At 64.4% G+C, this 26,972-nt stretch carries 21 protein-coding genes and 1 tRNA gene; 19 read left to right on the top strand and 3 right to left on the bottom strand.

What is annotated here, in order from left to right; all coding sequences use genetic code 11:
- The first annotated feature begins 1 nt into the window (after position 1).
- The 5 genes from PSEMAI1_RS0117420 to ychF all read left to right on the top strand — a co-directional run bounded on the left by PSEMAI1_RS0117420 (position 2) and on the right by ychF (position 3,598).
- A tRNA-Gln gene (locus PSEMAI1_RS0117420) sits at positions 2-76 on the top strand.
- A gap of 88 nt (positions 77-164) precedes the next feature.
- Entirely contained in the window at positions 165-1,148 is a 984-nt protein-coding gene (locus PSEMAI1_RS0117415; RefSeq protein WP_024304099.1) for a ribose-phosphate pyrophosphokinase, read from the top strand.
- Between the two features lie 57 nt (positions 1,149-1,205).
- Positions 1,206-1,784 carry a 50S ribosomal protein L25/general stress protein Ctc gene (locus tag PSEMAI1_RS0117410; RefSeq protein WP_024304098.1) on the top strand — a complete coding sequence of 193 codons (579 nt, stop codon included), beginning with the start codon at positions 1,206-1,208 and terminating at the stop codon, positions 1,782-1,784.
- 76 nt (positions 1,785-1,860) lie between these two features.
- A complete protein-coding gene (gene pth / locus PSEMAI1_RS0117405) occupies positions 1,861-2,445 on the top strand; it encodes an aminoacyl-tRNA hydrolase (protein ID WP_024304097.1) in 585 nt (194 codons plus the stop codon).
- Between the two features lie 61 nt (positions 2,446-2,506).
- The gene (ychF, locus tag PSEMAI1_RS0117400; RefSeq protein ID WP_024304096.1) at positions 2,507-3,598 is read left to right on the top strand and encodes a redox-regulated ATPase YchF; all 1,092 of its coding nucleotides are present in this window, start codon (positions 2,507-2,509) and stop codon (positions 3,596-3,598) included.
- Between the two features lie 211 nt (positions 3,599-3,809).
- On the opposite strand, the gene PSEMAI1_RS0117395 is transcribed toward ychF, so the two are convergent.
- Positions 3,810-4,697, bottom strand: a complete 888-nt coding sequence (locus PSEMAI1_RS0117395) for an AraC family transcriptional regulator (protein WP_051460243.1) — start codon at positions 4,695-4,697, stop codon at positions 3,810-3,812.
- Between the two features lie 304 nt (positions 4,698-5,001).
- Here PSEMAI1_RS0117395 and PSEMAI1_RS0117390 point away from each other — a divergent pair, with 304 nt between their 5' ends.
- The 12 genes from PSEMAI1_RS0117390 to PSEMAI1_RS22235 all read left to right on the top strand — a co-directional run bounded on the left by PSEMAI1_RS0117390 (position 5,002) and on the right by PSEMAI1_RS22235 (position 16,360).
- Entirely contained in the window at positions 5,002-6,981 is a 1,980-nt protein-coding gene (locus PSEMAI1_RS0117390; RefSeq protein ID WP_024304094.1) for a TonB-dependent receptor, read from the top strand.
- Between the two features lie 8 nt (positions 6,982-6,989).
- Positions 6,990-8,024: a methyltransferase gene (locus PSEMAI1_RS0117385; protein WP_024304093.1), complete on the top strand. Its 1,035-nt coding sequence runs from the start codon at positions 6,990-6,992 to the stop codon at positions 8,022-8,024.
- Complete coding sequence (locus PSEMAI1_RS0117380; protein ID WP_024304092.1) at positions 8,021-9,238, top strand: MFS transporter; 1,218 nt, start codon at positions 8,021-8,023, stop codon at positions 9,236-9,238. Before PSEMAI1_RS0117385 ends, PSEMAI1_RS0117380 begins: the two co-directional genes overlap by 4 nt.
- Before the next feature lie 66 nt (positions 9,239-9,304).
- Positions 9,305-10,495 (top strand): MFS transporter, encoded by a 1,191-nt coding sequence (locus tag PSEMAI1_RS0117375; protein WP_156943162.1) that lies wholly within the window; start codon positions 9,305-9,307, stop codon positions 10,493-10,495.
- A gap of 42 nt (positions 10,496-10,537) precedes the next feature.
- Positions 10,538-10,696, top strand: coding sequence for a hypothetical protein (locus PSEMAI1_RS21890; protein ID WP_156943161.1), 159 nt, complete (start codon positions 10,538-10,540; stop codon positions 10,694-10,696).
- 157 nt (positions 10,697-10,853) lie between these two features.
- Positions 10,854-11,633, top strand: a complete 780-nt coding sequence (locus PSEMAI1_RS0117365; protein WP_024304089.1) for a transporter substrate-binding domain-containing protein — start codon at positions 10,854-10,856, stop codon at positions 11,631-11,633.
- Between the two features lie 104 nt (positions 11,634-11,737).
- The gene (locus tag PSEMAI1_RS0117360) at positions 11,738-12,397 is read left to right on the top strand and encodes an amino acid ABC transporter permease (RefSeq protein ID WP_024304088.1); all 660 of its coding nucleotides are present in this window, start codon (positions 11,738-11,740) and stop codon (positions 12,395-12,397) included.
- Between the two features lie 58 nt (positions 12,398-12,455).
- A complete protein-coding gene (locus PSEMAI1_RS0117355) occupies positions 12,456-13,598 on the top strand; it encodes a PLP-dependent aspartate aminotransferase family protein (RefSeq protein WP_024304087.1) in 1,143 nt (380 codons plus the stop codon).
- A gap of 6 nt (positions 13,599-13,604) precedes the next feature.
- Positions 13,605-14,090 carry an HAD family hydrolase gene (locus PSEMAI1_RS0117350; protein WP_024304086.1) on the top strand — a complete coding sequence of 162 codons (486 nt, stop codon included), beginning with the start codon at positions 13,605-13,607 and terminating at the stop codon, positions 14,088-14,090.
- 132 nt (positions 14,091-14,222) lie between these two features.
- On the top strand, positions 14,223-14,999 hold the full coding sequence (locus PSEMAI1_RS0117345; protein WP_024304085.1) for a ferredoxin--NADP reductase: 777 nt from the start codon (positions 14,223-14,225) through the stop codon (positions 14,997-14,999).
- A gap of 178 nt (positions 15,000-15,177) precedes the next feature.
- Positions 15,178-15,573: a MerR family transcriptional regulator gene (locus tag PSEMAI1_RS0117340; protein ID WP_198019633.1), complete on the top strand. Its 396-nt coding sequence runs from the start codon at positions 15,178-15,180 to the stop codon at positions 15,571-15,573.
- Positions 15,574-15,673: 100 nt separating this feature from the next.
- Positions 15,674-16,360: a carboxymuconolactone decarboxylase family protein gene (locus PSEMAI1_RS22235; RefSeq protein WP_255327069.1), complete on the top strand. Its 687-nt coding sequence runs from the start codon at positions 15,674-15,676 to the stop codon at positions 16,358-16,360.
- A 96-nt stretch (positions 16,361-16,456) separates the two neighbouring features.
- Here PSEMAI1_RS22235 and PSEMAI1_RS0117325 read toward each other — a convergent pair whose 3' ends face one another.
- Positions 16,457-18,721 carry an arginine/lysine/ornithine decarboxylase gene (locus PSEMAI1_RS0117325; protein WP_024304083.1) on the bottom strand — a complete coding sequence of 755 codons (2,265 nt, stop codon included), beginning with the start codon at positions 18,719-18,721 and terminating at the stop codon, positions 16,457-16,459.
- Positions 18,722-18,999: 278 nt separating this feature from the next.
- Positions 19,000-20,517: a phosphatidylserine/phosphatidylglycerophosphate/cardiolipin synthase family protein gene (locus tag PSEMAI1_RS0117320; RefSeq protein ID WP_024304082.1), complete on the bottom strand. Its 1,518-nt coding sequence runs from the start codon at positions 20,515-20,517 to the stop codon at positions 19,000-19,002.
- 286 nt (positions 20,518-20,803) lie between these two features.
- Between PSEMAI1_RS0117320 and gltB the strand changes: the two genes are divergently transcribed.
- Positions 20,804-25,252, top strand: coding sequence for a glutamate synthase large subunit (gltB, locus tag PSEMAI1_RS0117315; protein WP_024304081.1), 4,449 nt, complete (start codon positions 20,804-20,806; stop codon positions 25,250-25,252).
- 113 nt (positions 25,253-25,365) lie between these two features.
- On the top strand, positions 25,366-26,781 hold the full coding sequence (locus tag PSEMAI1_RS0117310; protein ID WP_024304080.1) for an FAD-dependent oxidoreductase: 1,416 nt from the start codon (positions 25,366-25,368) through the stop codon (positions 26,779-26,781).
- Positions 26,782-26,972 lie beyond the last annotated feature (191 nt).

Genomic DNA, 26,972 nt, shown 5'->3' with positions numbered 1-26,972 from the left:
CTGGGGAGTCGCCAAGTGGTAAGGCACCGGATTTTGATTCCGGCATTCGTAGGTTCGATCCCTACCTCCCCAGCCAAGAATCTCTACAATATAGAGAACGAGAAAAAAAGCGTGTAAGTTCCCCTTACACGCTTTTTCTTTATTCAGCTAAGGCATAACGAGTTATGGCGGCATACGACAGTTTGATGGTTTTCACCGGGACCGCTAACCCGGAACTCGCCCAGAACGTGGTCAAGCATCTGGACATCTCGCTCGGCCGGGCCGACGTGGGCAAGTTCAGCGACGGTGAAGTGGCTGTGGAACTGCTGGAAAACGTGCGCGGTCGCGACGTCTTCATCCTGCAGTCCACCTGCAACCCGACCAACGACAATCTGATGGAAATCCTGACCATGGCCGACGCGCTCAAGCGCGCCTCCGCCGGTCGCATCACCGCCGCCATCCCGTACTTCGGCTATGCCCGCCAGGATCGCCGTCCGCGTTCCGCCCGTGTGCCGATCTCCGCCAAGCTGGTCGCCAACATGCTGACCTCGGCCGGCATCGATCGCGTGCTGACCGTCGACCTGCACGCCGACCAGATCCAGGGCTTCTTCGATATCCCGGTGGACAACGTCTACGCCACCCCGGTGCTGCTCAAGGACATCCGCTCGCAGCGTATCGAAGACCTGATCGTGGTGAGTCCCGACGTCGGCGGCGTGGTGCGCGCGCGCGCCATGGCCAAGGCGCTGAACACCGATCTCGCCATCATCGACAAGCGTCGTCCCAAGGCCAACGTGGCCGAAGTGATGAACATCATCGGCGACGTGCAGGGCCGTACCTGTCTGATCGTCGACGACATGATCGACACCGCCAACACCCTGTGCAAGGCCGCTTCCGCGCTGAAAGAACGCGGCGCCGAGCGCGTGCTGGCCTACGCCACCCATGCCATCTTCTCCGGGCAGGCGATCGACCGCATTACCCATTCCGACATCGACATGGTGGTGGTGACCGACACCATCCCGTTGTCGGCGCAAGCCAAGGCCTGCCCGAAAATCCGGGTGGCCTCGATTGGCGGCCTCTTGGCCGAGACGCTGCGCCGCATCAACAACGAAGAGTCGGTGTCCTACCTCTTCAACGAGGATCTGGTTTCGACGGGCGCCTGCCTGCCGTAAACATCGTGTGGCTGGTCGCGGCCACACGGTGCCATTCACTTGAACTGGAGTTTTACAATGTCTTATGAACTGATTGCCGCCAAGCGTGAACAGCTGGGTACGGGTGCGAGCCGCCGCCTGCGTAACGCTGGCAAACTGCCGGCCGTGGTTTACGGCGCCAACACCGAAGCGGTTTCCGTGGTGCTGGAACACAACCCGGTCTACTACGCGCTGAAGGAAGAAGGCTTCCACACCGGCATCCTGAGCCTGGTGATCGACGGTGAGAAGCAGCCGGTGCTGCTGCGCGACTACCAGATGCACCCGTACAAGCAACTGGTGCTGCACATGGACTTCCAGCGCGTCAACCTGAACGAAAAGATGCACGTCAAGGTACCGCTGCACTTCGTCGGTGCCGAGGTGTCCGAGGCCGTCAAGCTGCAAGGCGCCAAGATCTCGCACGTGCTGAACGAAGTGGACGTGCGCGCTCTGCCGGCCCAGCTGCCGGCCTTCATCGAAGTGGACCTGTCCGGCATCAAGGCCGGCCAGACCGTTCACCTGTCCGACCTGAAGCTGCCGGAAGGCGTGGAAATCACCGCCCTGATGCGCGGTGGCGACCAGGCTGTGGCTTCCGCCAGTGGTGCCGCTGCCGCCGAGTAAGCCCGCGCTCGTGCACGAACAAGCTCGTTGCGTCGCCTGATGGCCTCGCAACGGGCTTTTTTATTGGAATGCAATCATGTCCGGGATTCGATTGATCGTCGGGCTGGGCAATCCCGGTCCGGAATACGAGAAAACCCGTCATAATGCCGGTTTCTGGCTGGTCGACGAACTCGCCTGGCAGCACAAGGCGACGCTGAAAGGCGAGGGCAAGTTCTTCGGCGAGGTGGCGCGCGCGCCGCAGCCGGGCGGCAACGACCTGTGGCTGTTGAAGCCGATGACCTTCATGAACCTGTCCGGCCAGGCGGTGGCGGCGCTGGCGCGCTTCTACAAGATTGCCCCGGAGGAAATCCTGGTGGTGCACGACGAGCTCGACCTCGCACCGGGCACGGCACGCTTCAAGCAGGGCGGCGGGCACGGCGGCCACAACGGCCTGAAGGACATCATCGCCCGTCTCGGCACGCCCAACTTCTGGCGTCTGCGCCTGGGCATCGGCCATCCGGGCGACCGCAGCGAAGTGGTCGGCTTCGTGCTGAAGAAGCCGCGCAGCGAAGAGCAGGGCGCCATCGAGGACGCCATGGCCGCCGCGCTCCGGGTCTTGCCGCAGGCCATCGCCGGCGACATGCCGGCGGCGATGAAGACGCTGCATACCGCAGCCAAGTGATTATCCGGCCGCAAGCGCGCTTCGGCCACCCTTTGCAAAGATTATCGAGAGGAACGCAGTCATGAGTCTCAAGTGCGGCATCGTCGGCCTGCCCAACGTCGGCAAGTCGACCCTCTTCAACGCGCTGACCAAGGCCGGCATCGAAGCGGCCAACTATCCGTTCTGCACCATCGAGCCCAACGTCGGCATCGTCGAGGTGCCGGACCCGCGCCTGGCCGAGCTGGCCAAGATCATCAACCCGCAGAAGATCCAGCCGGCCATCGTCGAGTTCGTCGACATCGCCGGCCTGGTGGCGGGCGCCTCCAAGGGTGAAGGCCTCGGCAACCAGTTCCTGGCCAACATCCGCGAGACCGACGCCATCGTCAACGTGGTGCGCTGCTTCGACGACGACAACGTCGTGCACGTGGCCGGCAAGGTCGACCCGGTGGCCGACATCGAAACCATCGGCACCGAACTGGCGCTCGCCGACCTCGCCACGGTCGAGAAGGCCATCGCGCGCGACGGCAAGAAGGCCAAGTCCGGCGACAAGGAGGCGATCCGCCTGATCGCCGTGCTGGAAAAGGTGCGCGCGCACCTCGACCAAGGCAAGCCGGCGCGCTCGCTCGGCCTCGACGCCGAAGAGCAGGCGCTGTTGAAGCCGTTCTGCCTGCTCACCATCAAGCCGGCGATGTACGTCGCCAACGTGGCCGAAGACGGTTTCGAGAACAACCCACACCTCGACAAGCTCAAGGCCCTGGGCGAGGCCGAAGGCGCCCCGGTGGTGGCGCTGTGCGCCGCGATCGAATCGGAAATCGTCGAACTCGACGACGCCGACAAGGCCGAGTTCCTGGCCGAGATGGGGCTGGAAGAGCCGGGCCTGAACCGCCTGATCCGCGCCGGCTATGACCTGCTGGGTCTGCAGACCTACTTCACCGCCGGGGTGAAGGAAGTGCGCGCCTGGACCATCCACAAGGGCGACACCGCACCGCAGGCGGCCGGCGTGATCCACACCGACTTCGAACGCGGCTTCATCCGTGCCCAGACCATCGCCTACGAAGACTTCATCGCCTGCGGCGGTGAAGCCAAGGCCAAGGAAGCCGGCAAGATGCGCTCCGAAGGCAAGGAGTACGTGGTCAAGGATGGCGACGTGATGAACTTCCTGTTCAACGTCTGACCGATCTCTTACGATTCGGTGAATCCTCCCGGACCGGCGGCGGTAATGTCGCGATCCGGGGAGCTGACAAGCAAGCCCGACGTCGACCCCTGTCAGGGGATGACGGCGGGCTTTTCCTTTTCCTGGCCGGACCATTCCGGCACGGTCCGGCCCGCAAGCCGATTCTCCGCCACCGCATCGATCCTGCGATCAGGACACGTCTTGCATCTCCTCAGCGCTTCGGTCCGAACACCGATTTCGGGACGCAGCCGAAGAACTTCGTGAACGCGGCGCTGAAGTTGCTGGGATGTTCGTAGCCGACGGTATACGCGGCCTCGGCGACCTGGCAGCCGGTTTCCAGCAGTTGCCAGGCCTTTTGCATTCTCAGTTCCAGCAGCAGGCGGTGAGGGCTTTTCTTGAAGCGGTGGCGAAAGCCTTCCCGTAGCTTTCCCTCGTTGAGGCCCACGTCCGCGGCGAGCTCGGAAATCGTCAGATTCTGGCCCATCCGGGCTTCCATGAGTGCCCTGGCTGCATCGAGTTTTTCGATATCCCGCTGGCTGTAACGCGGTTCGTGCTTCTGCAACGGTAGGTCCAGATGGCGCAATTGCTCGGCCAGTAGGCAGAGGACGTGAATATGGGTCTGCAAGGTGCCCAGCGATTCCTTCCCTTCGGTTTCCCGCAGCAGGGCTCCGATGTGGGCGAGGCTCGAGCCGGTCGTCGGACGATGCGCCAACTGACGGATGCCGTCTTTCCCGTCCAGTAGCCGTTTGCTGGCCGATTCGCCCAGATAGTGGTCGAGCGCCTCCGCCCCGATCAGAAGCCGCAACTGTTTGACCCGGCAATCGTGCCGGTAGTGGCGCTCGCCCTGGCTGCAGCGGAAAGCCGACACGGTGGTGTAGCCCTGCCTGAAGTGCAGTTCGGTGCCGCAGCGTCCACGGAACAGAGATTCGCCATCCAACCCCATGGTGATGGCGAGAATGGGCTGTTCCAATTGCTTGTGGCTCTCTTCCGCCAGCTCCTTTCGCGGCTGGTATCGCGTGTGGAGGAGGCTGAGACCCGGACTGATGCTGAGGCTGTCGGTCAGGCATTCGCCAAGTTCGCCCGGCAGTTGGTGCCGCACCCACCCCTGCTGCCGTGCTTCCCGTGGTTCCAAACTGTCGTGCGATATCCGGTATGGCATGTGTTCTCCCTGTATCCCGTCCCGCGCCAGGCTTCGATCCGACGGTACGGGATGCATATGAAATTCAGCGATTCGAATACTAATGAGAATAATTATCATTAATTGTTTTCGATATGATTATGCATCAGGCATTCATCGTCAACCCATGGGTGACAGGGGTGTCTGGCAGGGGGCCTGCATGCCTGGCATGCAGCGAATCGATAACGAATAGCCATTTGGAATTGTGGATATGGGATCAAGCCGTATGCATTGCCGCACCAAGCAACGTTGGCTGCTGGCTCTGCTGGCAAGCTTGGGCGTGGCGGCACATGCCGAGACCGAATTGCCGGCGGTGACCGTGACGGCCACCAAACAGCCCCAAACGCTGGGATCGGTGGCGGCCAGTGTTTCTGCATTTGCCGGCGAGGATCTGGCAGCGGCAGGAATAGACAACCTCGAGGGCGTGGCGCGGATGACGCCTGGCTTCACCTTTCAGGCCCAGGGGCAGTCGGGCCTGCAGCCGCCGGTGATGCGCGGGCTCACTGCCAACATCATCTCGTTCTCGTCCTCGGTCGCCATGGTGGTGGACGGTGTGCCGACGCTACGGGCGCAGGGTTTCGACGACAACCTGCTGGGCGTCGAGCGGGTGGAGGTGCTGCGCGGCCCGCAGTCCACGCTCTACGGACGCAATGCCGAGGCCGGCGTGGTCAATATCGTCACCCGCAAGCCGGACAACGATCCCTATGCCGTCGTCTCCGCCGAGGTCGGCAGCCGCGACAAGCACGCGCTGCGCTTCGATGCGAGTCATCCCCTGCTCAAGGACACGCTCTACCTGGGCGTCGCCGGCGAGTTCGTCGAGCAGGACGGCTTCATCGACAACGCCTTCAAGGGGCGCAAGGACGATGACCGCGAGCGCCGCAACGGCCGGTTCACGCTGCGCTGGACGCCGGGCGAGCGGACCGACGCGGCGCTGCGTTACGCCGAGCGGGCTTACCGGGACGGCGCTTCGCTCTGGGGTTCTGCTTCTTCGCCCCAGCGTGCCGTGGTGCGCTCCGGGACCGACGGCTTCAACGATTCGACCGCCCGTACCCTCTCCCTCGACGTCGTCCATGAGCTGGCGTCGGGCATGCGCCTGCGCTCGATCACCGCCAATAATGACTACACCGACCGTCTCGTCCAGGACACCGATTTCCTGCCGGCCGACCTGCTCCACGTGGCGCGTGACCACCACTTCCGGACCCTGTCGCAGGAGTTCAGACTGGAGGGCCAGTGGGGCGAGGCCCGGTGGCTGGCCGGCTTCTACGCAGACCGGGACGACCATGACCTGCGTTTCGAGCAGAAGACGCCGCTGGCCTTGACGACGACCCAGGCCGTGCAGAAGGGCGACTCGACGGCCTTGTTCACCCACTGGACCGTCCCCCTGGCCGAGCGCTGGTCGGTCACGGCGGGGGCTCGCATCGAGCGCAGCGAGGCCCGTTTCACCCTGAACGGCGGCCGCGAAGAGTCCCTGGATTCCACACGTTTCTCGCCCAAGCTGGCCCTGCAATACCAGTGGCAGCCGGAAGCGATGATCTACGCCAGCGTGGCCGACGGTTTCCGTGCCGGCGGCTTCAATGCCTTCTCCCCCGAGACTTCCCGGCGCTACGAGCCGGAGCGGGTGCGCTCCTTCGAACTCGGGGCCAAGGGGAGTCTTCTCGAGCGGCGCCTGCGTTACGGCACGTCGCTGTATCTGATGGACGTCAGCAGCATGCAAGTGCAGCAGATGGCCTTGCCGGGGCAGGTTTTCATCACCAATGCGGCATCGGCGCGGTCGATTGGCGCGGAGGCGGAACTGCAGTACCTGCTCGGTGCGGGCTGGCGGGTTCAGGCGGCGCTGGGGTTCAACCGCACCCGTTTCCGGGAATTCACCGATGGCGCCGGCAACCACGAGGGCAAGCACAACCCCTTCGCACCCGACATCACCGGCCATCTTGGCCTGCGTTACGACGCACCGCAGGGCTGGTATGCCCAGGCGGCCGTCAGCGGCGTCGGCAAGGTCTATCTGGATGCAGCCAACCGTTACCGTCAGCCCGGCTACGGCCTGGTGGACCTGGCCGCCGGCTATCCCTTGGGACGTGCCGAGCTGTCGGCCTACGTCCACAACGCCGCCAACAAGAAGTACGACGCCGTCGGCTTTCTCAATGGCCAGGCCACGGTCTACAGCCCGCCGCGGGAAATCGGCCTGCGTCTGACTTACCGCCTGTGAGGACGAGCATGAACTTCGACACGATCCATCCCCTGCAGCCGTGCTGGGATGTCGTCTTGGCCTCGGTCAAGGCCGATGCGCTCGATACGGCGCTTCATCTCGGGGTATTCGAGGCGTTAAGGAGTCCGGCGACGGCTGATAGCTTGGCGCAGTGTCTCCGTCTGGAGCCGGGAAATACCCGCCACCTGCTGGACCTGCTATGGAGCATGGGTATCGTTACCCGTCGCCCGGTCGGGGAGAAAGACCGTCAGCGATGCGAGTACGCTCTTGCCCCGGCCCTTGCCCCATTCCTGCTGTCGGGTTCGGACAGCTACTGCGGCGACGCCCTGCGCTATCGCCTGCACGCCCTGCGGCAGTTCGGTGCTCAGTTGTCCGCTTTGCTGAGAACGGGGGCGTCTCTGGAGACTTCACCGGACGCCGCAGGCTGGGCGCAGGCCGCCGAAGTGCAGATTGCCCAGGAGCAGGGAGCCGCCACCATCGACGCAGCACTGGCCTGCGTCCGTCGCTTGGAGGGGCTGAGCGGGGGACGCCGTTTTCTCGACCTGGGTGGCGGGCCGGGCAAGGTGGCCGTCGCCCTGGCGCAGCATTTCCCGGAATGGCAGGGCGTGGTCTTCGATCTGCCGGCGACGGCGGCGGTGGCGCAGCAGTCCATCCGCCGGGCCGGCCTCGAGCACCGCCTGGAAAGCAGGGGCGGGGACATCCTGCATGATGGGATCGGGGAAGGCTACGACCTCATCTGGTGCTCGTCGGTGCTCCACTTCCTGCCCGAGGTGCCGAAGATGCTGGGCAAGATTCGGGATGCGCTGGCGCCGGGCGGCTATTTCGTCAGCGTGCACGCCGAACTGCCCTCCAAGCAAGCGGCGGCGGCCAGGGTCATGCCCTACTACCTGCCGCTGATGATGCGCGGGCGGCAGGTGTGGCCGCACGGTGCCCTGGCCGATCTCATGCGGGAACTCGGCTTCGAGTCGGTCTCCTGCGACGATCTGTCCTATTTCCCGCTGGCGCCGGCCCAAGTGGTGATTGGACGAAGGGGGCGGTCATGAAGTCGTCCTATCGTTGGCACCAGTTCGTTTTCGGCTTGCTCGGCCTGGCGCTGGCGGCCCCCTCCGTTTACCTGATGCTCGGCTTGCCGCTCCTCATGCGTGAGCAGGGTTGGTCCGGCACCGAGATCGGCCTGTTCCAACTGGCGGGGCTGCCGGCCGTCTTCAAGGTAGTCCTGGCCTTGCCGGTGGAGCGCTGGCAGCCGGCGCGGTGGCCGTATCGGCGCTGGACGCTGCTGCTCGGCGGCGCCTACCTGCTCGCGCTCCTGGCGCTGGCGGCGGCCGGCATGGAAACGCCCAAGGCGCTGCTGTTCGTCTTGATCCTCGCTGGCTCGGTGCTGGCGACGTGGACGGACATTCCGGTGAGCGCCCTCGCCATCAAGATGCTTCCTCCGTCCGAACGAACGCTGGCCGGCGGGGTGCGCTCGGCGGCTTTGTTCGCCGCCGCCATCATCGGGGGCGGGGCGATGTTGCTGCTCGAACAGGCACTGGGCTGGGCGGCGCCCTTCCTGGCGATGAGTGTGTTGCTCCTGTCGGCCCTGGTGCTGCTCGGCTCTCTCGAGGAAACAGAAGGCAGTCAGTCGGGCAAGCCTTTGCCGTCGCGCGGCCGGCCCGGCGGATTCTTCCGCCAGCCCGGGGCCGGGCCCTGGGTGGTGCTGTTGCTGGGGTACTTCCCCTTCGTGGCGACCGCCTGGGTCTATCTCAAACCGCTCCTCCTCGATCAGGGATTCCCTGCGCCGCAGGTGGCCTGGATTGCCGGCATCGGCGGCGGCAGCCTCGGTGTCCTGGCCAGCCTGGCCACCGCCCGCCTGGTGAGCCGCGAGGGGTTGCCATACGTCTTGCCGCTGTCCGTGCTGGGGAATGTCCTCGTGTTGGGCCTGCTCGCCAGCGCCGTCTGGCTGGAGGTGGGCGCGGCTTGGCTCCTTGCCGCCAGCGGCCTGCTGGCGCTCGCCATGGGTGCCACCTCGTCGCTGGTGTTCAGCCTGATGATGGATTTTTCCCGCCAATACCATCAGGCGGTGGATTACGGCATCCAGGCCAGCCTGTTCGCACTGGGGCGCTTGGCCGTACCTCCCCTGGCTGGGGTGCTGCTGGATATCTACCACTATCCGGGTATGTTGCTGGCGCTCACTGTGGCGGCCTTTCTGGTCGCACTGTTAAGCGGCGCACAACGCTTTGCCGTCGCCCGGTGGGCGGGGGGACAGGCTGCTAGGTAAGTCGCTGTTTATGGGGCGAGGTGGGCTGCAACTATCGTTTCTTTCCTTTGAGTGACCGATATGACAATGAAAACAGTCTCCGCAACGCCCCCCGGGCACGAATTCGGCATTCGGACCCTGCTGGTGCTGGCCATGGCGATGCCCATGCTGCTGCTCTATGCCGTCAGTTCGCTCGGCCCGCAACTGGTGCGTGATTTGGCGATTGCTCCCGAGTCGCTCGGCTATTTCACCGTGGGATCCTTCGGTGTGGCGGCCGTGCTGTCCTTGCGGGCGGGAGCACTGGTCGATCGACTGGGGACGCGTTTTGCACTGTGCCTGTTGTTCGGCTCGGTGGCGCTCACCTTCGCGCTGATGGCCAGCCTCCCCGGCTTTTACAGCCTGCTGCCGGCCACCGCCTTGCTCGGCCTGGCGCAAGCGCTGGCCAATCCCGCCACCAATCTGCTGATCGCCCGGCGCGTGGCGCCGCAGCACAAGGCATTCGTGGTCGGCCTCAAGCAGTCCGGGGTGCAACTGGCCGCTCTCTTTGCCGGCGCGGTCTTGCCGGTTTGCGCGCTGAAACTGGGCTGGCGGGGAGCGTTCGCCTTGGTGGTGCCGCTGGCCCTGGTGCTCGCCCTGTGGTCGCTGCGCCAGACCGGGCAGCCATCCTCGCCGCGTACCGCAAGAGGACCGCTGGCGCTGAATGCGCGGCTGGGATTGCTGATGGCCGTCCAGTGCTGTGTGGGAATCATCTTGTCGGCCTTTGTCACCTTCCTGCCGCTCTATGCCGTGGGCTTGGGGATGGCGCAGACCGAGGCCGGTTTGCTGGTGGCGCTGTTCGGTGCGATGGGCATGATGTCGAGGCTGGTGATGACGCCTTTGGGGGGGCGCTTGCGGGAAGAGGCCTTCCTGTTGGCGGGACTCCAGCTGATTTCGGGGCTGTCGATCGCCATTGCCCTGCAAGCCGATACGACGAGCACTACCCTGTTGTGGCTGGCCGTCTCGGGAGTTGGGCTGAGTGCGGTTGCGACCAACGCCATCGCCATGAGCATGCTGATCCGCGATCAGGCCTTTGGCGGCGTCGCGACAGCTTCCGGGATGGTATCGGCGGCCTTCTTCGCCGGATTCGCCATCGGCCCCGCATGTGTCGGCGAGCTGGCGCGCCGCAGTGGTTCGGTGGCCAGTGCCTGGGGAGCCTTGCTGGCGGTGCTGGCGCTGGCCGTCGTGCTGTCGCTGTGCCTGGCGCAACTGCGCAGCCGAGGAGGTGTCACCACGGTATGATCGCCTCGGTCGATGACGTTTGGTCTGCGGAGGAGGGCTGCCATGCCCCGCACCGACATGCCCATGGACTGGCATCGTGATGAAAGGGGGGGCGAAATGGGGTATCCTCTGGCGCTGATGCCGATTCCTTTACGGATTTATTCGTCTTTCATATTTGAATTACTGGCTTTTACCATGCAAGGGGTGGGGCTTTCACTTTGACCCTTCCTAGAGGGGGCCACACCTTTTGCCGAAGACCGCCTTCCATCCCCGGACGGCGGTTTTTTTGCTGGAAGCGGGCTAGGCAGCGTTACGGAGAATTGCTATAGTTCTCAATGTTATGTTGTTTCTTTTATTTGAAACTAAAGGTTATATTAAAATGAAGAAACTGATCGCCCTGCTGGCCCTCGTTGGCTCGACCACACATGCCTTCGCCGCCGACCTGCTCGACACCGTGCAGCAGCGCGGCACGCTGAAGATCGCCCTGGAAGGCACCTACCCGCCGTTCAACTTCAAGGACAAGGACCAGAAGCTGACCGGCTTCGAAGTCGAGCTGGGCGAAGCCATCGCCAAGAAACTGAAGGTGAAGCCGGAATTCGTCACCGGCGAATGGAGCGGTCTGCTGGCCGGTCTGCAGGGCGGCAAGTTCGACGTGGTGCTGAACCAGGTGTCGATCACCGACAAGCGCAAGGAAGTGTTCGACTTCTCGCAGCCGTACACCATCTCCAGCGCCCAGCTGATCGTGCGCAAGAACGAAACCCGCAGCTTCAAGAGCCTGGACGATCTGAAGGGCAAGAAGATGGGCGTGACCCAGGGCAGCAACTACGCCGAGATGGTCAAGGCGCAGGGTGGCATCGAGTCCAAGTTCTACCCGTCGGCGGCGGAAATCTTCCAGGATCTGGCTTCCGGCCGCATCGACGCGGCGATCAACGACAGCCTGCTGATCCCGTTCGCGATCAAGGAAGCCAAGCTGCCGCTGAAGGCCGGGGCACCGGTGGGCACCACCACCCAGATGGGTATCCCGTTCGCCAAGGGCAACCCCAAGTTCAAGGCCGCCATCGACGGCGCGCTGGCTTCCTTGCACAAGGACGGCAGCTTCAAGAAAATCTCGGTGAAGTGGTTCGGCATCGACGTGTCGAAGGCACCGGGCTCGCGTTGAGCCGTGGCGTGATGCCAGGCTGATGGTGCTCTGGCCATCTGCCGGACGGTCGAACCGGACGCCTCCGCCGCCTGCGGAGGCGTCGCTGTTTTTGAGGATGAGTGATGGAATGGCTTGAACTGGCGCGGGAGGCGCTGCCGGTACTGATCAAGGGCACGGGCTACACCGTGTTTTTCGCGCTCAGCACCATGGTGCTGGGGCTGCTGCTGGGCTTCGTCGTGGCGCTGGTGCGCATCGCCCGCGTGCCGTTGCTGGCACCGCTGTTGGCGTTCTACGTCAGCGTGATGCGCGGTACGCCGCTCTTGGTGCAGATCTTCGTCATCTACTACGGCCTGCCGTCGGTCGGCATCGAGTTCGAGCCGGTCACCGCCGGCGTGCTGTCGCTGACGCTGAACGTGGCCGCCTACCTGTCGGAAAGCCTGCGCGGGGCCATCGCCGGCGTCGAGCGCGGGCAGTGGGACGCGGCACAGTCGCTGGGCCTCTCCTGGTGGCAGGCGATGCGCCACGTCATCGCGCCGCAGGCGCTGCGGCTGGCGGTGCCGAGCCTCGCCAACAGCCTGATCTCACTGATCAAGGACACCTCGCTGGTGTCGGTGATCACCGTGTCCGAGCTGATGATGGCGACCAAGGACGTGATCGCGCAGACCTTCCAGCCCCTGCCGCTGTACCTGATGGCGGCGGGCATCTACTGGGTGCTGAGCGCGCTGTTCGAACAAGTGCAGAAGCGGCTGGAGCTGCGCCTGGGGCAGGCCTACCACCGCTGACGGCGGCGGCAGCCAGTGTAAGCTCTCTCCATTACCGATCACGACAAGCGGGCTCTCGATGAAATTCGCCACCAAGACCATCCACAGCGGCTACGACCACCACCAGCACAACCGGGCGCTGATGCCGCCGGTGTACCAAACCTCGGCCTTCGCCCACGACCACGTCGGCGAGGCGCTGGAGTTCGGCTACGCGCGTACCGGCACGCCGACGCGCGCGGCGCTGGAAGCCTGCATCGCGGCGCTGGAAAATGCCAGCCACGGCTTCGCCTTCGGCAGTGGCATGGCCGCCATCGACGCCGTGCTGCGCGCCACGCTGCAGCCAGGCGACGAAGTGCTGGCCGTGGCCGACCTGTACGGCGGCGCCTACCGCCTGCTGACCAGGGTGATGGCGCCGGCCGGCATCAAAGTGCGCTTCGCCGATCTCTCCGATCCGGCCCGTCTGGCTAACTCGCTCACCCCGGCCACCAAGCTGCTGTGGCTCGAGTCCCCGACCAACCCGTTGCTCAACCTGGTCGATATCGCCGCGCTGGCGGCGATCGCCCGGCCGCATGGCGTCAAGGTCGCGGTCGACAACACCTTCGCCACGCCTTACCTGCAAAATCCGCTCGATCTCGGGGCCGACATCGTGGTGCACTCGGCCACCAAATACCTGGGCGGCCACTCCGATGTGCTGCTCGGTCTGGTGGCGGTCAAGGACGAGACGCTCGCCAAGGCTATCCGTTTCATCCAGAACGCCACCGGCGGCGTGCCCGGCCCGCAGGACTGCTTCCTGACGCTGCGCGGCATCAAGACGCTGCATCTGCGCATGGAGCGCCACTGCGACAACGCCGAGCGCGTGGCGGCCTTCCTGGCGGCGCATCCGGCCATCGAGCAGGTGTTCTACCCCGGCCTGCCCAACCATCCGCAGCACGAGTTGGCCCGCCGCCAGATGCGCCGCTTCGGCGGCGTCGTCACGGTCTACCTCAAGGACGACAGCCGGGCCGCCGCCAGCCGTGTCGCCGAGCGTCTGCAGTATTTCCTGCTGGCCGAGTCGCTGGGCGGGGTGGAGTCGCTGGTCAACCATTCCTACACCATGTCGCACGGCGGCATGCCACCCGAGCAGAAGGCGACACTCGGCATCCGCGAGGGGCAGCTGCGCTTCTCGGTCGGCATCGAGGACATCGACGACCTGCTGGCCGACTTGGCCCAGGCACTGGCCTGAGCGCCGATGAATCGACCACTGCACCTGCTGTTCGACTGGGGCGACACCCTGATGGCCGACCTGCCGGCCCAGCAGGGCAGCATGTGGCGCTGGCCCGAGGTGCGCGCCATGCCCGGCGCGTCGGAAACACTGGCGGTGCTGGCGGCTCGCAGGCCTTGCCACCTCGCCACCAACGCCGCCGAATCGGGCGGCGACGAGGTGCGCCGCGCGCTGGCAAGGGTGGGGCTGGACGGCCTGATCGGGCACGTGTTCTGCCGCCGCGAGCTCGGCCTGGCCAAGTCCGACCCGGCGTTCTACCGCCGCATCGCGGCCGAACTGGGCGTGGCACCGGGGGCGCTGTGGATGATCGGCGATTCGCTCGCCCACGACGTCCAGTCGGCGCGCGCCGCCGGTTTGCACGCCGTCTGGCTCAACCCGGCCAGGCTACCGGTGCCGGCCGGAGTGACGGCGATCGCCGCGCTGCCGGAATTGATCGGGCTGCTGCCGGACTGAAGCCTGCTTCCCCCGACGCCCTGATCGCATGTTTGCCCGGACGGCCAGAATGGGCTTCCCCGCCCTCACTGGCAGCCTTCTCCGGAGTGGGGTAATATCCGACAAAAATACTCGGCTATTACGGAGAACCCCATGGCCACGACCGCCGTGAAATACACCACCGAGCGCATCCTCTGGAAGCGGCACTGGACCGACCGGCTGATGAGCATCCGTCTCACCCGCGACCCCGCCTTCCGCTTCACCCCGGGTCAGTTCGCCCGGCTCGGCCTGCAGATCTCCGAGACCGGCTTCCTGTGGCGCGCCTACTCCATCGTCTCGGCGAGCTGGGACGAATACCTGGAGTTCTATTCCATCGTGGTGCCCGAGGGTGAGTTTTCACCGCGCCTGGCGCGGCTCGAGGTCGGCGATGAGGTGCTGGTCGATAAGACCGCGTATGGCTTCTTCACCGCCAACCGCTTCCCCGACGGCGAAGACCTATGGCTGCTCGCTACCGGTACTGCACTGGGACCCTACCTCTCCATCCTGCACGAGGCCGCGGTGTGGCAACGCTTCCGCCATATCGTGCTGGTGCACAGCGTGCGCGAGGCGGCCGAACTGAGCTACCAGAACGAGATCGCCGCACTGCAGCGCCATCCGTTGTGGGCCGAGCACGGCCACAAGCTGCAATACCTGCCGGTGGTGACGCGCGAGGCGGTGCCCGGCGCGCTGTCGCGGCGCATCCCGGCCATGCTGCAGGATGGCACGCTGGAGCGCACCGCCGGACTGACGCTATCCCCCGAGCGTTCGCGCATCATGATCTGCGGCAGCCCGCAGATGGTGGAAGACACCCATCGCCTGCTCAAGACCATGGGCTATGCCCTGAGCCGGCTGTCGGCCCCGGCACAGCTGGCGCTGGAGAACGGTTGGTAACGGGGGTTTTCCTGCCGCTTCGATCTCCCTCGGCTGCCCTGCCGCCGGGCGTCGTTTCCGCTAGAGTCATTCAGGCGCGGTTCGCGGCTACAGGCCGCACCTTATCCGCTCCTCTGTTTCTACCGTTTCCCGCTTGCGTTGGAGTGCACTCCAACTTTTAACATCCCGAGCCATGACGATGCTGACCATAGGCGCGGTGGCCGCGCACACCGGGCTTACCGAACATACCCTGCGCTACTATGAAAAGGTCGGGCTGATCGATCCGATTCCACGCGGCCCCGGCGGGCCACGCCGCTACCGCGAGCAGGACTTGCGCTGGCTCGAATTCCTGTTGCGCCTGCGGGCGACCGGCATGCCGCTGTGCGACATGTTGGCGTACGCCGAGCAGCGCCGCGTCGGCAACACGGCCGAGAGCCTGGCGCTACGCCGTGAACTGTTGACCGCGCATGCCGGCAAGGTGGCCGGGGAGATCGCCTCGCTGCAGGCAACCCTCGAGTTGCTACAGGCCAAGATTGCCATATACCGCGAATGGGAAGCCTCGTTGCCGTCATCCCCTGAACTTGGCGAGGAGTGATTCCATGCAACCCCAAAACGATTCTTACCAACGCGGCTGGCAGCGCCTGCGCGAGGTCGACGATACCGCCGGCGAGGCGGTGGTGGCCGCCCTGTAAGACATCGCCCCCGACTTTGCCCGCCAGATCATCGAATTTGGCTTCGGCGAGGTCTACAACCGTCCCGGGCTCAGTCTGCGCCAGCGCGAACTGGCGACGATCGCCGCACTCGCAGCCATCGGCCATGCCCAGCCGCAGCTCAAGGTGCACCTGCACGCGGCCTTGAACGTCGGCCTTTCCCGCGAGGAGATTCTCGAAACCCTCCAGCAGCTATGCCTCTATGCCGGCTTCCCGGCGGCACTCAACGCGCTGTTCGCTGCGCGCGACGTGTTCCGCGAACACGTTCCCGCCGCGGTGCCCCTCGCCCCGATGGCCGTGGTGCGTTGCTTTCTGCAAGGGCTGCAGCAGGGCGTGCTGCGCGAGGAACTGCTGGGCGAGGCGGTGGAATGGCATATTCCTGGCGATCCGGCCAGGGTGCCCTGGGCAGGGCAGAGGAAAGGGCGCGCCGCGGTGCGAGAGGTGTTTGCCCTGATCGTGGCCGAGGCCGAACCGCTGTGCTTCGAGCCGCTGCGCTGGCTCGACGCCGAGAACGAAGTGTTGGTACGAGGCCGGTTTGCTTACCGTTATCGCTCCGGCAAGGAGTATCAAGGTGATTTCGTCATGCGTTTCGACGTCGCCGACGGACTGATCCGTCGTTACGAAATCTTCGAGGACAGCTGGGCGATTGCCGAGGCCATGCAAGCGGCGTAGTCATAGCCTGCCGCAAGGCGCAACATGGCAATGCCAATAAAAGAGGGCCTTCCGGAGTGGAAGGCCCTCGTGTGTTTCAGTGCAAAAGAGGTGGACTTACTGCTTCACGCAATCGACGCAGTACACCTTCTTGCCGTCCTTCTCCACCGCCACCAGGCCGTGCACGTCGGTCTCGAAGCCCGGCAGTTCGCGGTTGAACTCCTGGGCAAAGCGCAGGTAGTCGACGATGGTCTTGTTGAAGCGCTCGCCTGGGATCAACAGCGGGATGCCCGGCGGGTACGGCGTCAGCAGCACCGAGGTGACGCGGCCTTCCAGCTCCTCCACCGGCACGCGCTCGATCTCGCGGTGCGCCATCTTGGCGAAGGCGTCGGCCGGACGCATCGCCGGCTCCATCTCCGACAGATAGATCTCGGTGGTCAGGCGCGCGATGTCGTGCTTGCTGTATAGCTGGTGAATGCGCTGGCACAGATCGCGCAGGCCGACGCGCTCGTACTGCGGGTACTTGGCGACGAACTCCGGCATGATGCGCCACATCGGCTGGTTTTTGTCGAAATCGTCCTTGAACTGCTGCAGCAGCGAGATCAAGGTGTTCCAGCGGCCCTTGGTGATGCCGATGGTGAACATGATGAAGAAGCTGTAGAGGCCGGTCTTCTCCACCACCACGCCGTGCTCGGTCAGGTACTTGGTGACGATGGCGGCCGGAATGCCCATCTCCTCGAAGCTGCCATCCACGTCCAGGCCCGGGGTCAGGATGGTGGCCTTGATCGGATCGAGCAGGTTGAAGCCCTCCTCGATGCCGGCAAAGCCGTGCCAGCGCTCGCCGGGCTCCAGTTCCCAGTCGGCCGGGTCGCAGATGCCGTCGTCGGACAGCTCGTTCGGGCCCCACACCTTGAACCACCAGTCGTGGCCGTACTCCTCGTCCACCTTGCGCATGGCGCGGCGGAAATCGAGCGCTTCCACCAGCGATTCCTCCACCAGCGCCTGGCCGCCCGGCTGCTCCATCATCGCCGCCGCCACGTCGCAGCTGGCGATGATCGCGTACTGGGGGCTGGTCGAGGTATGCATCAGGTAGGCTTCGTTGAACCAGGCGGTGTCGAGCTGACGGTTCTGCGGGTCCTGCACCAGGATCTGCGACGCCTGCGAGATGCCGGCCAGCAGCTTGTGGGTGGACTGGGTCGAGAAGATCATCGAATCCTTGCAGCGCGGGCGGCCCTCGCCGATGGCGTGGAAGTCGCCGTAGAAGTCGTGGAAGCTGGCGTGCGGCAGCCAGGCCTCGTCGAAGTGCAGCGTGTCGACCTCGCCGTCCAGCATGCCCTTGATCTCCTCGACGTTGTACAGGATGCCGTCGTAGGTGGACTGGGTGATGGTCAGGATGCGTGGCTTGGCGTTCGGGTTCTTCTCCAGCGCCTCGCGTGCGAACGGGTTGGCCAGGATCTTCTTCCTGATGTTGTCGAGCTGGAACTCCGATTTCGGAATCGGCCCGATGATGCCGTAGTGGTTGCGCGTCGGCATCAGGAATACCGGGATCGCGCCGGTCATCATGATGGCGTGCAGGTTCGACTTGTGGCAGTTGCGGTCCACCAGCACGATGTCGCCGGCGGCGACGGTCGAGTGCCAGACGATCTTGTTCGAGGTCGAGGTGCCGTTGGTGACGAAGAACAGATGGTCGCAGCTGAAGATGCGCGCCGCGTTGCGCTCGGACGCCGCCACCGGGCCGGTGTGGTCGAGCAATTGGCCCAGTTCGTCCACCGCGTTGCACACGTCGGCGCGCAGCATGTTCTCGCCGAAGAACTGGTGGAACATCTGGCCCACCGGGCTCTTCAGGAACGCCACGCCGCCCGAGTGGCCCGGGCAGTGCCAGGAGTAGGAGCCGTCGTGGGCATAATCGACCAGGGCGCGGAAGAACGGCGGCGCCAGGCTGTCGAGGTAGGACTTGGCCTCGCGGATGATGTGGCGCGCGACGAACTCCGGCGTATCCTCGTGCATGTGGATGAAGCCGTGCAGCTCGCGCAGGATGTCGTTCGGGATGTGGCGCGCAGTGCGCGTCTCGCCGTACAGGTAGAGCGGGATGTCCGGGTTGCGGCGGCGGATTTCCGCGACGAAACCGCGCAAATGGGCCAGCGCGTCGAGCGTCTCTTCCGGCGTGCCGGAGCCGAACTCCTCGTCGTCGATCGACAGGATGAAGCCGGCGGCACGGCTCTGTTGCTGGGCAAACGACGTCAGATCGCCGTAGCTGGTGTAACCCACGACTTCCATGCCTTCTTTTTCCATCGCGGCGGCCAGCTCACGGATGCCGGAGCCGCTGGTGTTTTCGGAACGGAAGTCCTCGTCGATGATGACGATGGGGAAATGGAAACGCATGCCTGTGTCCTCATACACGGCGTGCTGGCGATGTCGCCGGCACGCTGGGAAAAGGGCGCTTAGCACCGCGGTACGCATGGGATTGCAGGGGCAATCGTTTCGCCAGCCGGCTTAGGTCAACCCGAAAGAAAAGCGCGTAGTGTAGCGGATAATCGTGAACAATGTTGCACTACGGAAAGCGTGTTTTCACGCCCCTTGCCGCCGCTCCAGCCGCTGCATGCCGACGTGCTGGCGACAGGGGCGGCAAACACCCCCCAATTGGCCGTGCCACGGGCCTTTCAGCCATCCGCGGGCGGTTTATCCTCAGACTTCGTTGGTGGCCCCAAGGTGCCCGGCGGCTGTCGCTTTTTTTTCCATCGCGCACGGTACAGGCCCAGCGACTTCAACACCACCGCCCCCCCGGACAGCACCAGCAGTAGCGCTAGGGGGCCCGCGATCAGGTAGGGGAAAAACGCGCTGACCAGCGCCAGCGCCAGTAGTGCCGTGCCGATGGTGAGGAAGGAACTGGCCTCGCTCGCCTCCACCGTGCGCGTGCCGCGCACCGCCGCGCCCAGCGCATCGCCGATACGCGCCGCCTGACGGGCGGCCGCCGAGGCCCCCAGCGCCGCCGCGCCCGGCTTGGGCAACAGCAGGCTCTGGTAGTCGCGCTGGCGCGGCCGGCTCAGCACCGGGCGGTGGCGGTGCGCCGACAGTCGCACCTCGGTGGCGTGCTCCAGGTCGTCGAGGAACTTGTCGGCCAGCTTGCCGGCGATCCCTTCATCCTCGATCGCCACGTCGATCTCGCGGTTGGCGAGCCAGCTCGACAGGTTCAGGTTGGACGACCCGAGGCGCGCCCAGCGCCCGTCCGCCACGGCGGTCTTGGCGTGGATCATCGGCCCGTCCCACTCGAACACCCGCACCCCGGCCTCCAAGAGCGGCCGGTACAGCGTGCGCGACACCGTGGCGATCCAGCCGATGTCGCTGGAGCGTGGTACCAGCAGCCGTACGTCCACGCCGTCCTTGGCAGCGTTCTGCAGTGCCGTCAGGTAGGTGCTGGTGCCCATGAAATAGGCGTCGGTCAGCCACAGCGAACGGCGCGCAAAACTGGCGATCAACAGGTCCAGCCGCATCAAATTCGCCGTGGCCGGCGTGGTGGCGATCAGCCGCGCCGCCACTTTGCCCCGGCTCGTGTTCAGGCGCGCCTGGCGCAGGCTCTCGTCCAACCCCTCGCCGCAACTGGCCCAGCTGTCGGCGAAGGCATCGATGGCGTCCTGCAGCACCGGACCGCAGAGCCGTGCACCAGTATCGCGCCACGGCTCCCCGCCTTTGTCCGGTTTCCCCTCCCAACGCGAACTGATGCCCAACCCGGAAATGAAGGCCACCGCGCCGTCGACGATGATCAGCTTGCGGTGGTTGCGTCCCAGCGGACTGCCGCCCGACAGACTGGGGCGGTTGTAGATCCGCACCTCGGCTCCGGCGGCCAGCAAGGGCTTGAAGAAGCCGCGCATATGCGCCTTCCAGCTGCCCAGCCAGTCGACCAGCAAGCGCACCTGAACGCCCTTGGTGGCCTGCTCTGCGAGGATTTCCCGCACGCGATGACCGAAGGCGTCGTCGGCGAAGATGTACGTTTCGATCAGGATGGAATCGCAGGCTTGCGACAGTGCCGTTTCCCAGGCTGGAAAGTTCTCGCGGCTATCGAAAAGCAGGTCAATGGTGTTGCCATTGATCAACGGCGCGCCCGCCGAACGGGCGAATGCCTGGTCGGCCAGTTGCCGGACGAAATCCAGCGCGGCAGGCGAGGGTTTAGAGTTGGGCATGGCCGGTTTGTATATTGTCCGACATGGCGTGAACCAAGGTGATGCATATGCACCAAGTCAAGCACCAAAATGGTGCTTTCCGTGTCGTTTATATGAAATTCGGTGTCACAAAGATGAAAAATAATTCTTTAAAAAATTCCGGAATTCTCGATTTTTTCGTCCAAAAATTTGTCGTAAGTATTTGATTTAAAAGCCATTGTTCGGCGCACAAAAAGCGGTTGCAGGAGGGCGCGGCTTGACCTTAGAATCAAAGACATTCGCTTCACATTATAATCAGGTAGACGGTATGGAAAGACAGCAATGGCTGCAGGGCACTTTGTATCGCCCGGATTTCGAGCAGGATAGCTGTGGTTTTGGTTTGATCGCCCAATTGGAGGACAAACCGAGCCACTGGCTGGTGCAGACCGCAATTTCCTCGCTCGCCAAGTTGACTCACCGCGGTGCGGTGGCTGCCGACGGCAAATCGGGTGATGGTTGCGGCCTGTTGTTCCGTAAGCCGGACGGTTTCCTGCGTGAAGCCGCGCACGAGGCCGGCATCGCCCTCAAGGCGAGCTACGCCGCGGGCTTGGTGTTCCATCATCCGGAGCAGGAGCAGGGCCAACGCAGCCTGCGCCGTCTGAAAGAATTCCTCGAAACGCAGGAGCTCGAAGTCGCCGGCTTCCGCACCGTGCCGGTGGACGTGTCCGCCTGTGGCGAATACGCCATCAAGACCCTGCCCGCCATCGTGCAGGTGTTCGTCAACTGCCCGTTCGGCATGGACGATACCACGTTCCAGCGCCGCCTCTACATGGCGCGCCGCCAGACCGAAAAAGCCAACAAGGCCGAAGACGGCTATTTCTACCTGCCGACCCTGTCGCCGCACACTCTGTCCTACAAGGGTCTGGTGACGCCGGAAAACCTGCCGAAGTTCTTCCTCGACCTGCAGGACGAGCGTTTCGAAGCCAGCCTCGCGGTGTTCCACCAGCGCTTCTCCACCAACACCTGGCCGCAGTGGAAGCTGGCGCAGCCGTTCCGCTTCCTCGCCCACAACGGCGAGATCAACACGGTACAGGGCAACCGCTACTGGTCGCGCGCGCGCGAGCGCATCATGTCGACGCCGCACCTCGACATGGACGCCATCCGCCCGATCGTGCAGACCGACGGCTCCGACTCGATGAGCCTCGACAACATGCTCGAAGGCCTGCTGATGGGCGGCATCCCGCTGTTCCGCGCCCTGCGCCTCCTGGTGCCGCCGGCCTGGCAGAACGTCGACTCCACCGACAAGGACCTGCGCGCCTTCTACGAATTCAACTCGATGCACATGGAGCCGTGGGACGGCCCGGCCGGCATCGTGCTGACCGACGGCCGCTACGCCGCCTGTCTGCTGGACCGCAACGGCCTGCGTCCGGCGCGCTGGGTGCTGACCCGCGACAACATCCTCACCATCGCCTCCGAAGTCGGCGTGTGGGACTACAAGCCGGAAGAAGTCGTGCGTAAGGGCCGCGTCAAGCCGGGTCAGCTGTTCGCCGCCGACCTCTCCACCGGCGAGCTCCTGATGCCGGAAGACATCGACGCCCAGCTGAAGAGCGCCAAGCCGTACCGTCAGTGGATCAAGGACAGCGGCAAGTACCTCGAGCTGTCGATCGAGGACGACTCCGCGCTGGAGGCGATGCCGAAGGACGAACTGCTCAAATACCAGAAGCTGTTCAACGTCAGCTTCGAAGAGCGCGACCAGGTGCTTCGCGTGCTGGCCGACGACGCTCAGGAAGCCATCGGTTCGATGGGCGATGACACCCCGATGGCCGTGCTGTCGCAGAAGGTCCGCTCGCCGTTCGACTACCTGCGCCAGCAGTTCGCCCAGGTGACCAACCCGCCGATCGACCCGATCCGCGAAGCGGTGGTGATGTCGCTCAACACCGTGTTCGGTCCCGAGCGCAACATGTTCGAAGAGAGCGCCGAGCACGCCAAGCGTCTCGAAGTGCGCTCGCCGGTGCTGTCGCACGAGAAATTCGTGCGCGTCACCACGCGTCCGGAACCCTACCTCAAGTCGACCTCCTTCGACCTCTGCTACGACCCGTCCGAAGGCGGCCTGAAAGACGCCATCGAGCGGCTCTGCCAGCACGTGGTGGACGCCGTGCGCGAAGGCACCGTGGTGGTGGTGCTGTCCGACCGCACCATCAGCGAAAACCGTCTGCCGATTCACGCGCTGTTCGCCACCGGTGCGGTGCACCACGCGTTGATCGACGCCGGCCTGCGCTGCAAGAGCAATATCGTGGTGGAAACCGGCACCGCGCGTGACGCCCACCAGATCGCCTGTCTGCTCGGCTACGGCGCAACCGCCGTCTACCCCTACCTGGCCTACCAGATCATCGCCGAGCTGGTGCAGTCGGGCGAGGTGGCGCTGAAAACCAACGAAGCACTGCAGCACTACCGCAAGGGCATCAACAAGGGACTGTTGAAGGTGCTGTCGAAGATGGGTATCTCGACCGTCGCCTCCTACCGCGGTGCGCAGCTGTTCGAAGCCGTCGGCATTCACGAAGAAGTCGTCGAACTGTGCCTGAAAGGCACGGTGAGCCGCGTCTCCGGCGCCAACTTCGACGATTTCGAAGACGACCAGCGGAAGCTGGTGCGCCTGGCCTTCAACCCGATGCGCCCGATCACCCAGGGCGGTCTGTTGAAGTACGTGCATGGCGAGGAATACCACGCCTACAACCCGGACGTGGTGATGCAACTGCAGAAGGCGGTGCAGAACGACGACTACAACGCCTATCTGAAGTACGCCGAGCTGGTCAACGAGCGCCCGGTGGCGATGATCCGCGACCTGATGCAGCTGAAGCTGGCCGACAACCCGATCCCGCTCGACGAAGTGGAGTCGATTGAGTCCATCGTCAAGCGCTTCGACTCCGCCGGCATGTCGCTGGGCGCGCTGTCGCCGGAAGCGCACGAGGCGCTGGCCACCGCCATGAACCGCCTCGGCGGCCGCTCCAACTCCGGTGAAGGCGGGGAAGACCACTCGCGCTACGGCACCGAGAAAATGTCCAAGATCAAGCAGGTGGCGTCCGGCCGTTTCGGCGTCACCCCGCACTACCTGGTCAACGCCGAGGTGCTGCAGATCAAGATCGCCCAGGGTGCCAAGCCGGGCGAGGGTGGCCAGCTGCCGGGCGACAAGGTGTCGCCGCTGATCGCCAAGCTGCGCCACTCCAAGCCGGGCATCAGCCTGATCTCGCCGCCGCCACACCATGACATCTACTCGATCGAAGACCTGGCGCAGCTGATCTTCGACCTGAAGCAGGTCAACCCCGAGGCGCTGGTGTCGGTGAAGCTGGTGGCCGAGCCGGGTGTCGGCACCATCGCCGCCGGCGTGGCCAAGGCCTACGCCGATTTGATCACCATCTCCGGCTACGACGGCGGCACCGGCGCCAGCCCGCTGACCTCGGTCAAGTACGCCGGCACCCCGTGGGAACTGGGCCTCTCCGAAGCCCAGCAAGTACTGCGCGCCAACGGCCTGCGCGGCCGGGTGCGGGTTCAGACCGACGGCGGCCTGAAGACCGGCCTCGACGTGGTCAAGGCCGCCATCCTGGGCGCCGAATCGTTCGGTTTCGGTACCGGCCCGATGGTGGCGCTGGGTTGCAAATACCTCCGTATCTGCCACCTGAACAACTGTGCCACCGGCGTCGCCACGCAGGAAATGAAGCTGCGCTCCAAGTACTTCATCGGCCTGCCGGAAATGGTGATGAACTACTTCCTGTTCATCGCCCGCGAAACCCGCGAATGGATGGCCAAGCTTGGCGTGCGCAGCATGGAAGAACTGATCGGCCGCATGGACCTGATGGACCTGCTGCCGGGCGAAAGCGAGCGCCAGCAGCGTCTCGACCTGTCGCCGCTGCTCAACCAGGGCACCATCCCGGACAGCGAACCGCGCTTCTGCATCGATGACCGCAACCCCTCGTTCGACAAGGGCGAACTGGCCGAAGCCATCCTCAAGGATGCCCTGCCGGCGATCCAGTCCAAGCAGATGCTGCGCCTGGAATACCCGATCGAGAACATCCATCGCTCCATCGGCGCCCGCCTGTCCGGCGAAATCGCCAAGGTACACGGTGCCGCCGGCCTGCCGGAAGGCTGCCTGACCGTCAAGTTCACCGGCTCGGCCGGCCAGAGCTTCGGTGTGTGGAACGCCTCGGGCCTGCACCTGGAAGTGGAAGGCGATGCCAACGATTACGTCGGCAAGGGCATGGCCGGTGGCCGCGTGGTGGTCTATCCGCCGAAAGGCGCGGCGTACAAGTCGCACGAGTCGATCATCATCGGCAACACCTGCCTGTATGGTGCCACCGGTGGCCAGCTGTACGCCTCCGGCATCGCCGGCGAGCGTTTCGGGGTGCGTAACTCCGGCGCGCTGGCCGTGATCGAAGGTGCGGGCGACCACTGCTGCGAATACATGACCGGCGGTTGCGTGATTTCGCTGGGCGAAACCGGCTACAACTTCGGTGCCGGCATGACCGGGGGCTTCGCCTTCGTCTACGACCCGAACGAGCGCTTCGCCTACCGCTACAACAACGAGCTGATCGACATCCACTTGATCAACGGCGAAGCCATGGGTATGTACCGTGCCTTCCTGCTCGACAAGCTGGCCAAGCACGTCGAATACACCGGCTCCGATATCGGCCGCAACATGCTGGAAAACTTCGACGACTATGTCGACTACTTCTGGCTGGTCAAGCCGAAGGCCGCCAAGCTCGATAGCCTGCTGAAGGATTGATTCCGGGTGGGGCGTGGCCCCACCCTCTTCGGCAGCAGCACTGAATCACACAGATATGATAGTTAGCGGGCGGCGTGCAGCAGCACGCCTTGCCCCGGCAAGAGGAAGCCACCATGGGTGACGTATTCCAGTTCATGACGCTCACGCGCAACCCCGGCGACAAGGTTCAAGCCGAGGTGCGCAAGATCGAATTCAAGGAAATCTACCGGCCGCTGAACAGCGCCGATGCGGCCGAACAGGCCGGGCGCTGCCTGTCCTGCGGCAACCCCTACTGCGAATGGGAATGCCCAGTACACAACTTCATCCCCAACTGGCTGAAGATGGTCAACGAAGGCCGCCTGTTCGAAGCGGCGGAACTCTCCCACAAGACCAACAGCCTGCCGGAAATCTGCGGCCGCGTCTGTCCGCAAGACCGCCTGTGCGAAGGCGCCTGCACCCTCGAACAGGGCGGTTTCGGCGGCGTGACCATCGGCTCCATCGAGAAATACATCACCGACGAAGCCTACAAGGCCGGTTGGCGCCCTGATATGTCCAAGGTCGTGTGGACCGACAAGAAAGTCGCCGTCATCGGTGCCGGTCCGGCTGGTCTCGGCTGTGCCGACGTGCTGGTGCGCAACGGCGTCAAGCCGGTGGTGTTCGACCGCTACGAGGAAATCGGCGGCCTGCTGACTTTCGGCATCCCCGAATTCAAGCTGGAAAAAACCGTGGTCAAGCGTCGCCGCGAGATCATGGAAGGCATGGGTGTCGAATTCCGCCTCAACACCGAAATCGGCCGTGACATCCAGATCGAAGAACTGCTGGAACAGTACGACGCCGTGTTCATGGGCATGGGCGCCTACAAGTACATGAAGGGCGGTTTCGATGGCGAAAGCCTGCCGGGCGTGCTGGAGGCCCTGCCGTTCCTGATCAACAACGTGCGCCAGCACCTGGGCACGCTGCCGGCCGATGAGACCCCGCTGTCGATGAAGGACAAGCGCGTGGTGGTGCTGGGCGGCGGCGATACCGCCATGGACTGCAACCGCACCTCCATCCGCCAGGGCGCCGAGCGCGTGATCTGCGCCTATCGCCGCGACGAAGCCAACATGCCGGGTTCCAAGCGCGAAGTCGCCAACGCCAAGGAAGAGGGCGTCGAGTTCCTGTGGAACCGCCAGCCGCTGGGCATCGAGCAAGCCGCCGACGGCAGCCTGCGCCTCAAGCTGGCCGAAACCCGCCTCGGCGCGCCGGACGCCAAGGGCCGTCGCAGCGCAGAAATCGTGCCGGGCAGCGAAGAAATCATCGAGTGCGACCACGTCGTCATCGCCTTCGGCTTCCAGGCCGAAGCCGCCGACTGGTTCGAGCGCCACTCCATCAAGGTGGACGAACGCGGCCGCACCCTGGCCTCCGGCCGTGCCAAGTACAAGTACCAGACCAGCAACGCCAGGATCTTCGCCGGAGGCGACCAGGTGCGTGGCGCCGACCTCGTCGTCCGCGCCGTTTACGAAGGCCGCCAGGCTGCCGAAGGCATGCTGGAGTACCTGCAGGTTTGGTAAGAAAAAGAATGTTCGACCTAGCTTATAACCCGCCGAAAGGCGGGTTTTTTTTATCAACAACTGCACTGCGTAGCCGATTTCTAAAACATCGCATGGGCTCCCTAAGATCCAGATGTCAACATATGGCCTAATCCTTGCTTCATGGCTGGTGGCTGCTTGACTGGGATTACAAACATTCTCCATCGGGAGTA

Origin of the sequence: Pseudogulbenkiania sp. MAI-1, assembly GCF_000527175.1 — a bacterium.
Classification (GTDB): domain Bacteria; phylum Pseudomonadota; class Gammaproteobacteria; order Burkholderiales; family Chromobacteriaceae; genus Pseudogulbenkiania.
This window is presented reverse-complemented; position numbering and strand designations above follow the sequence as displayed.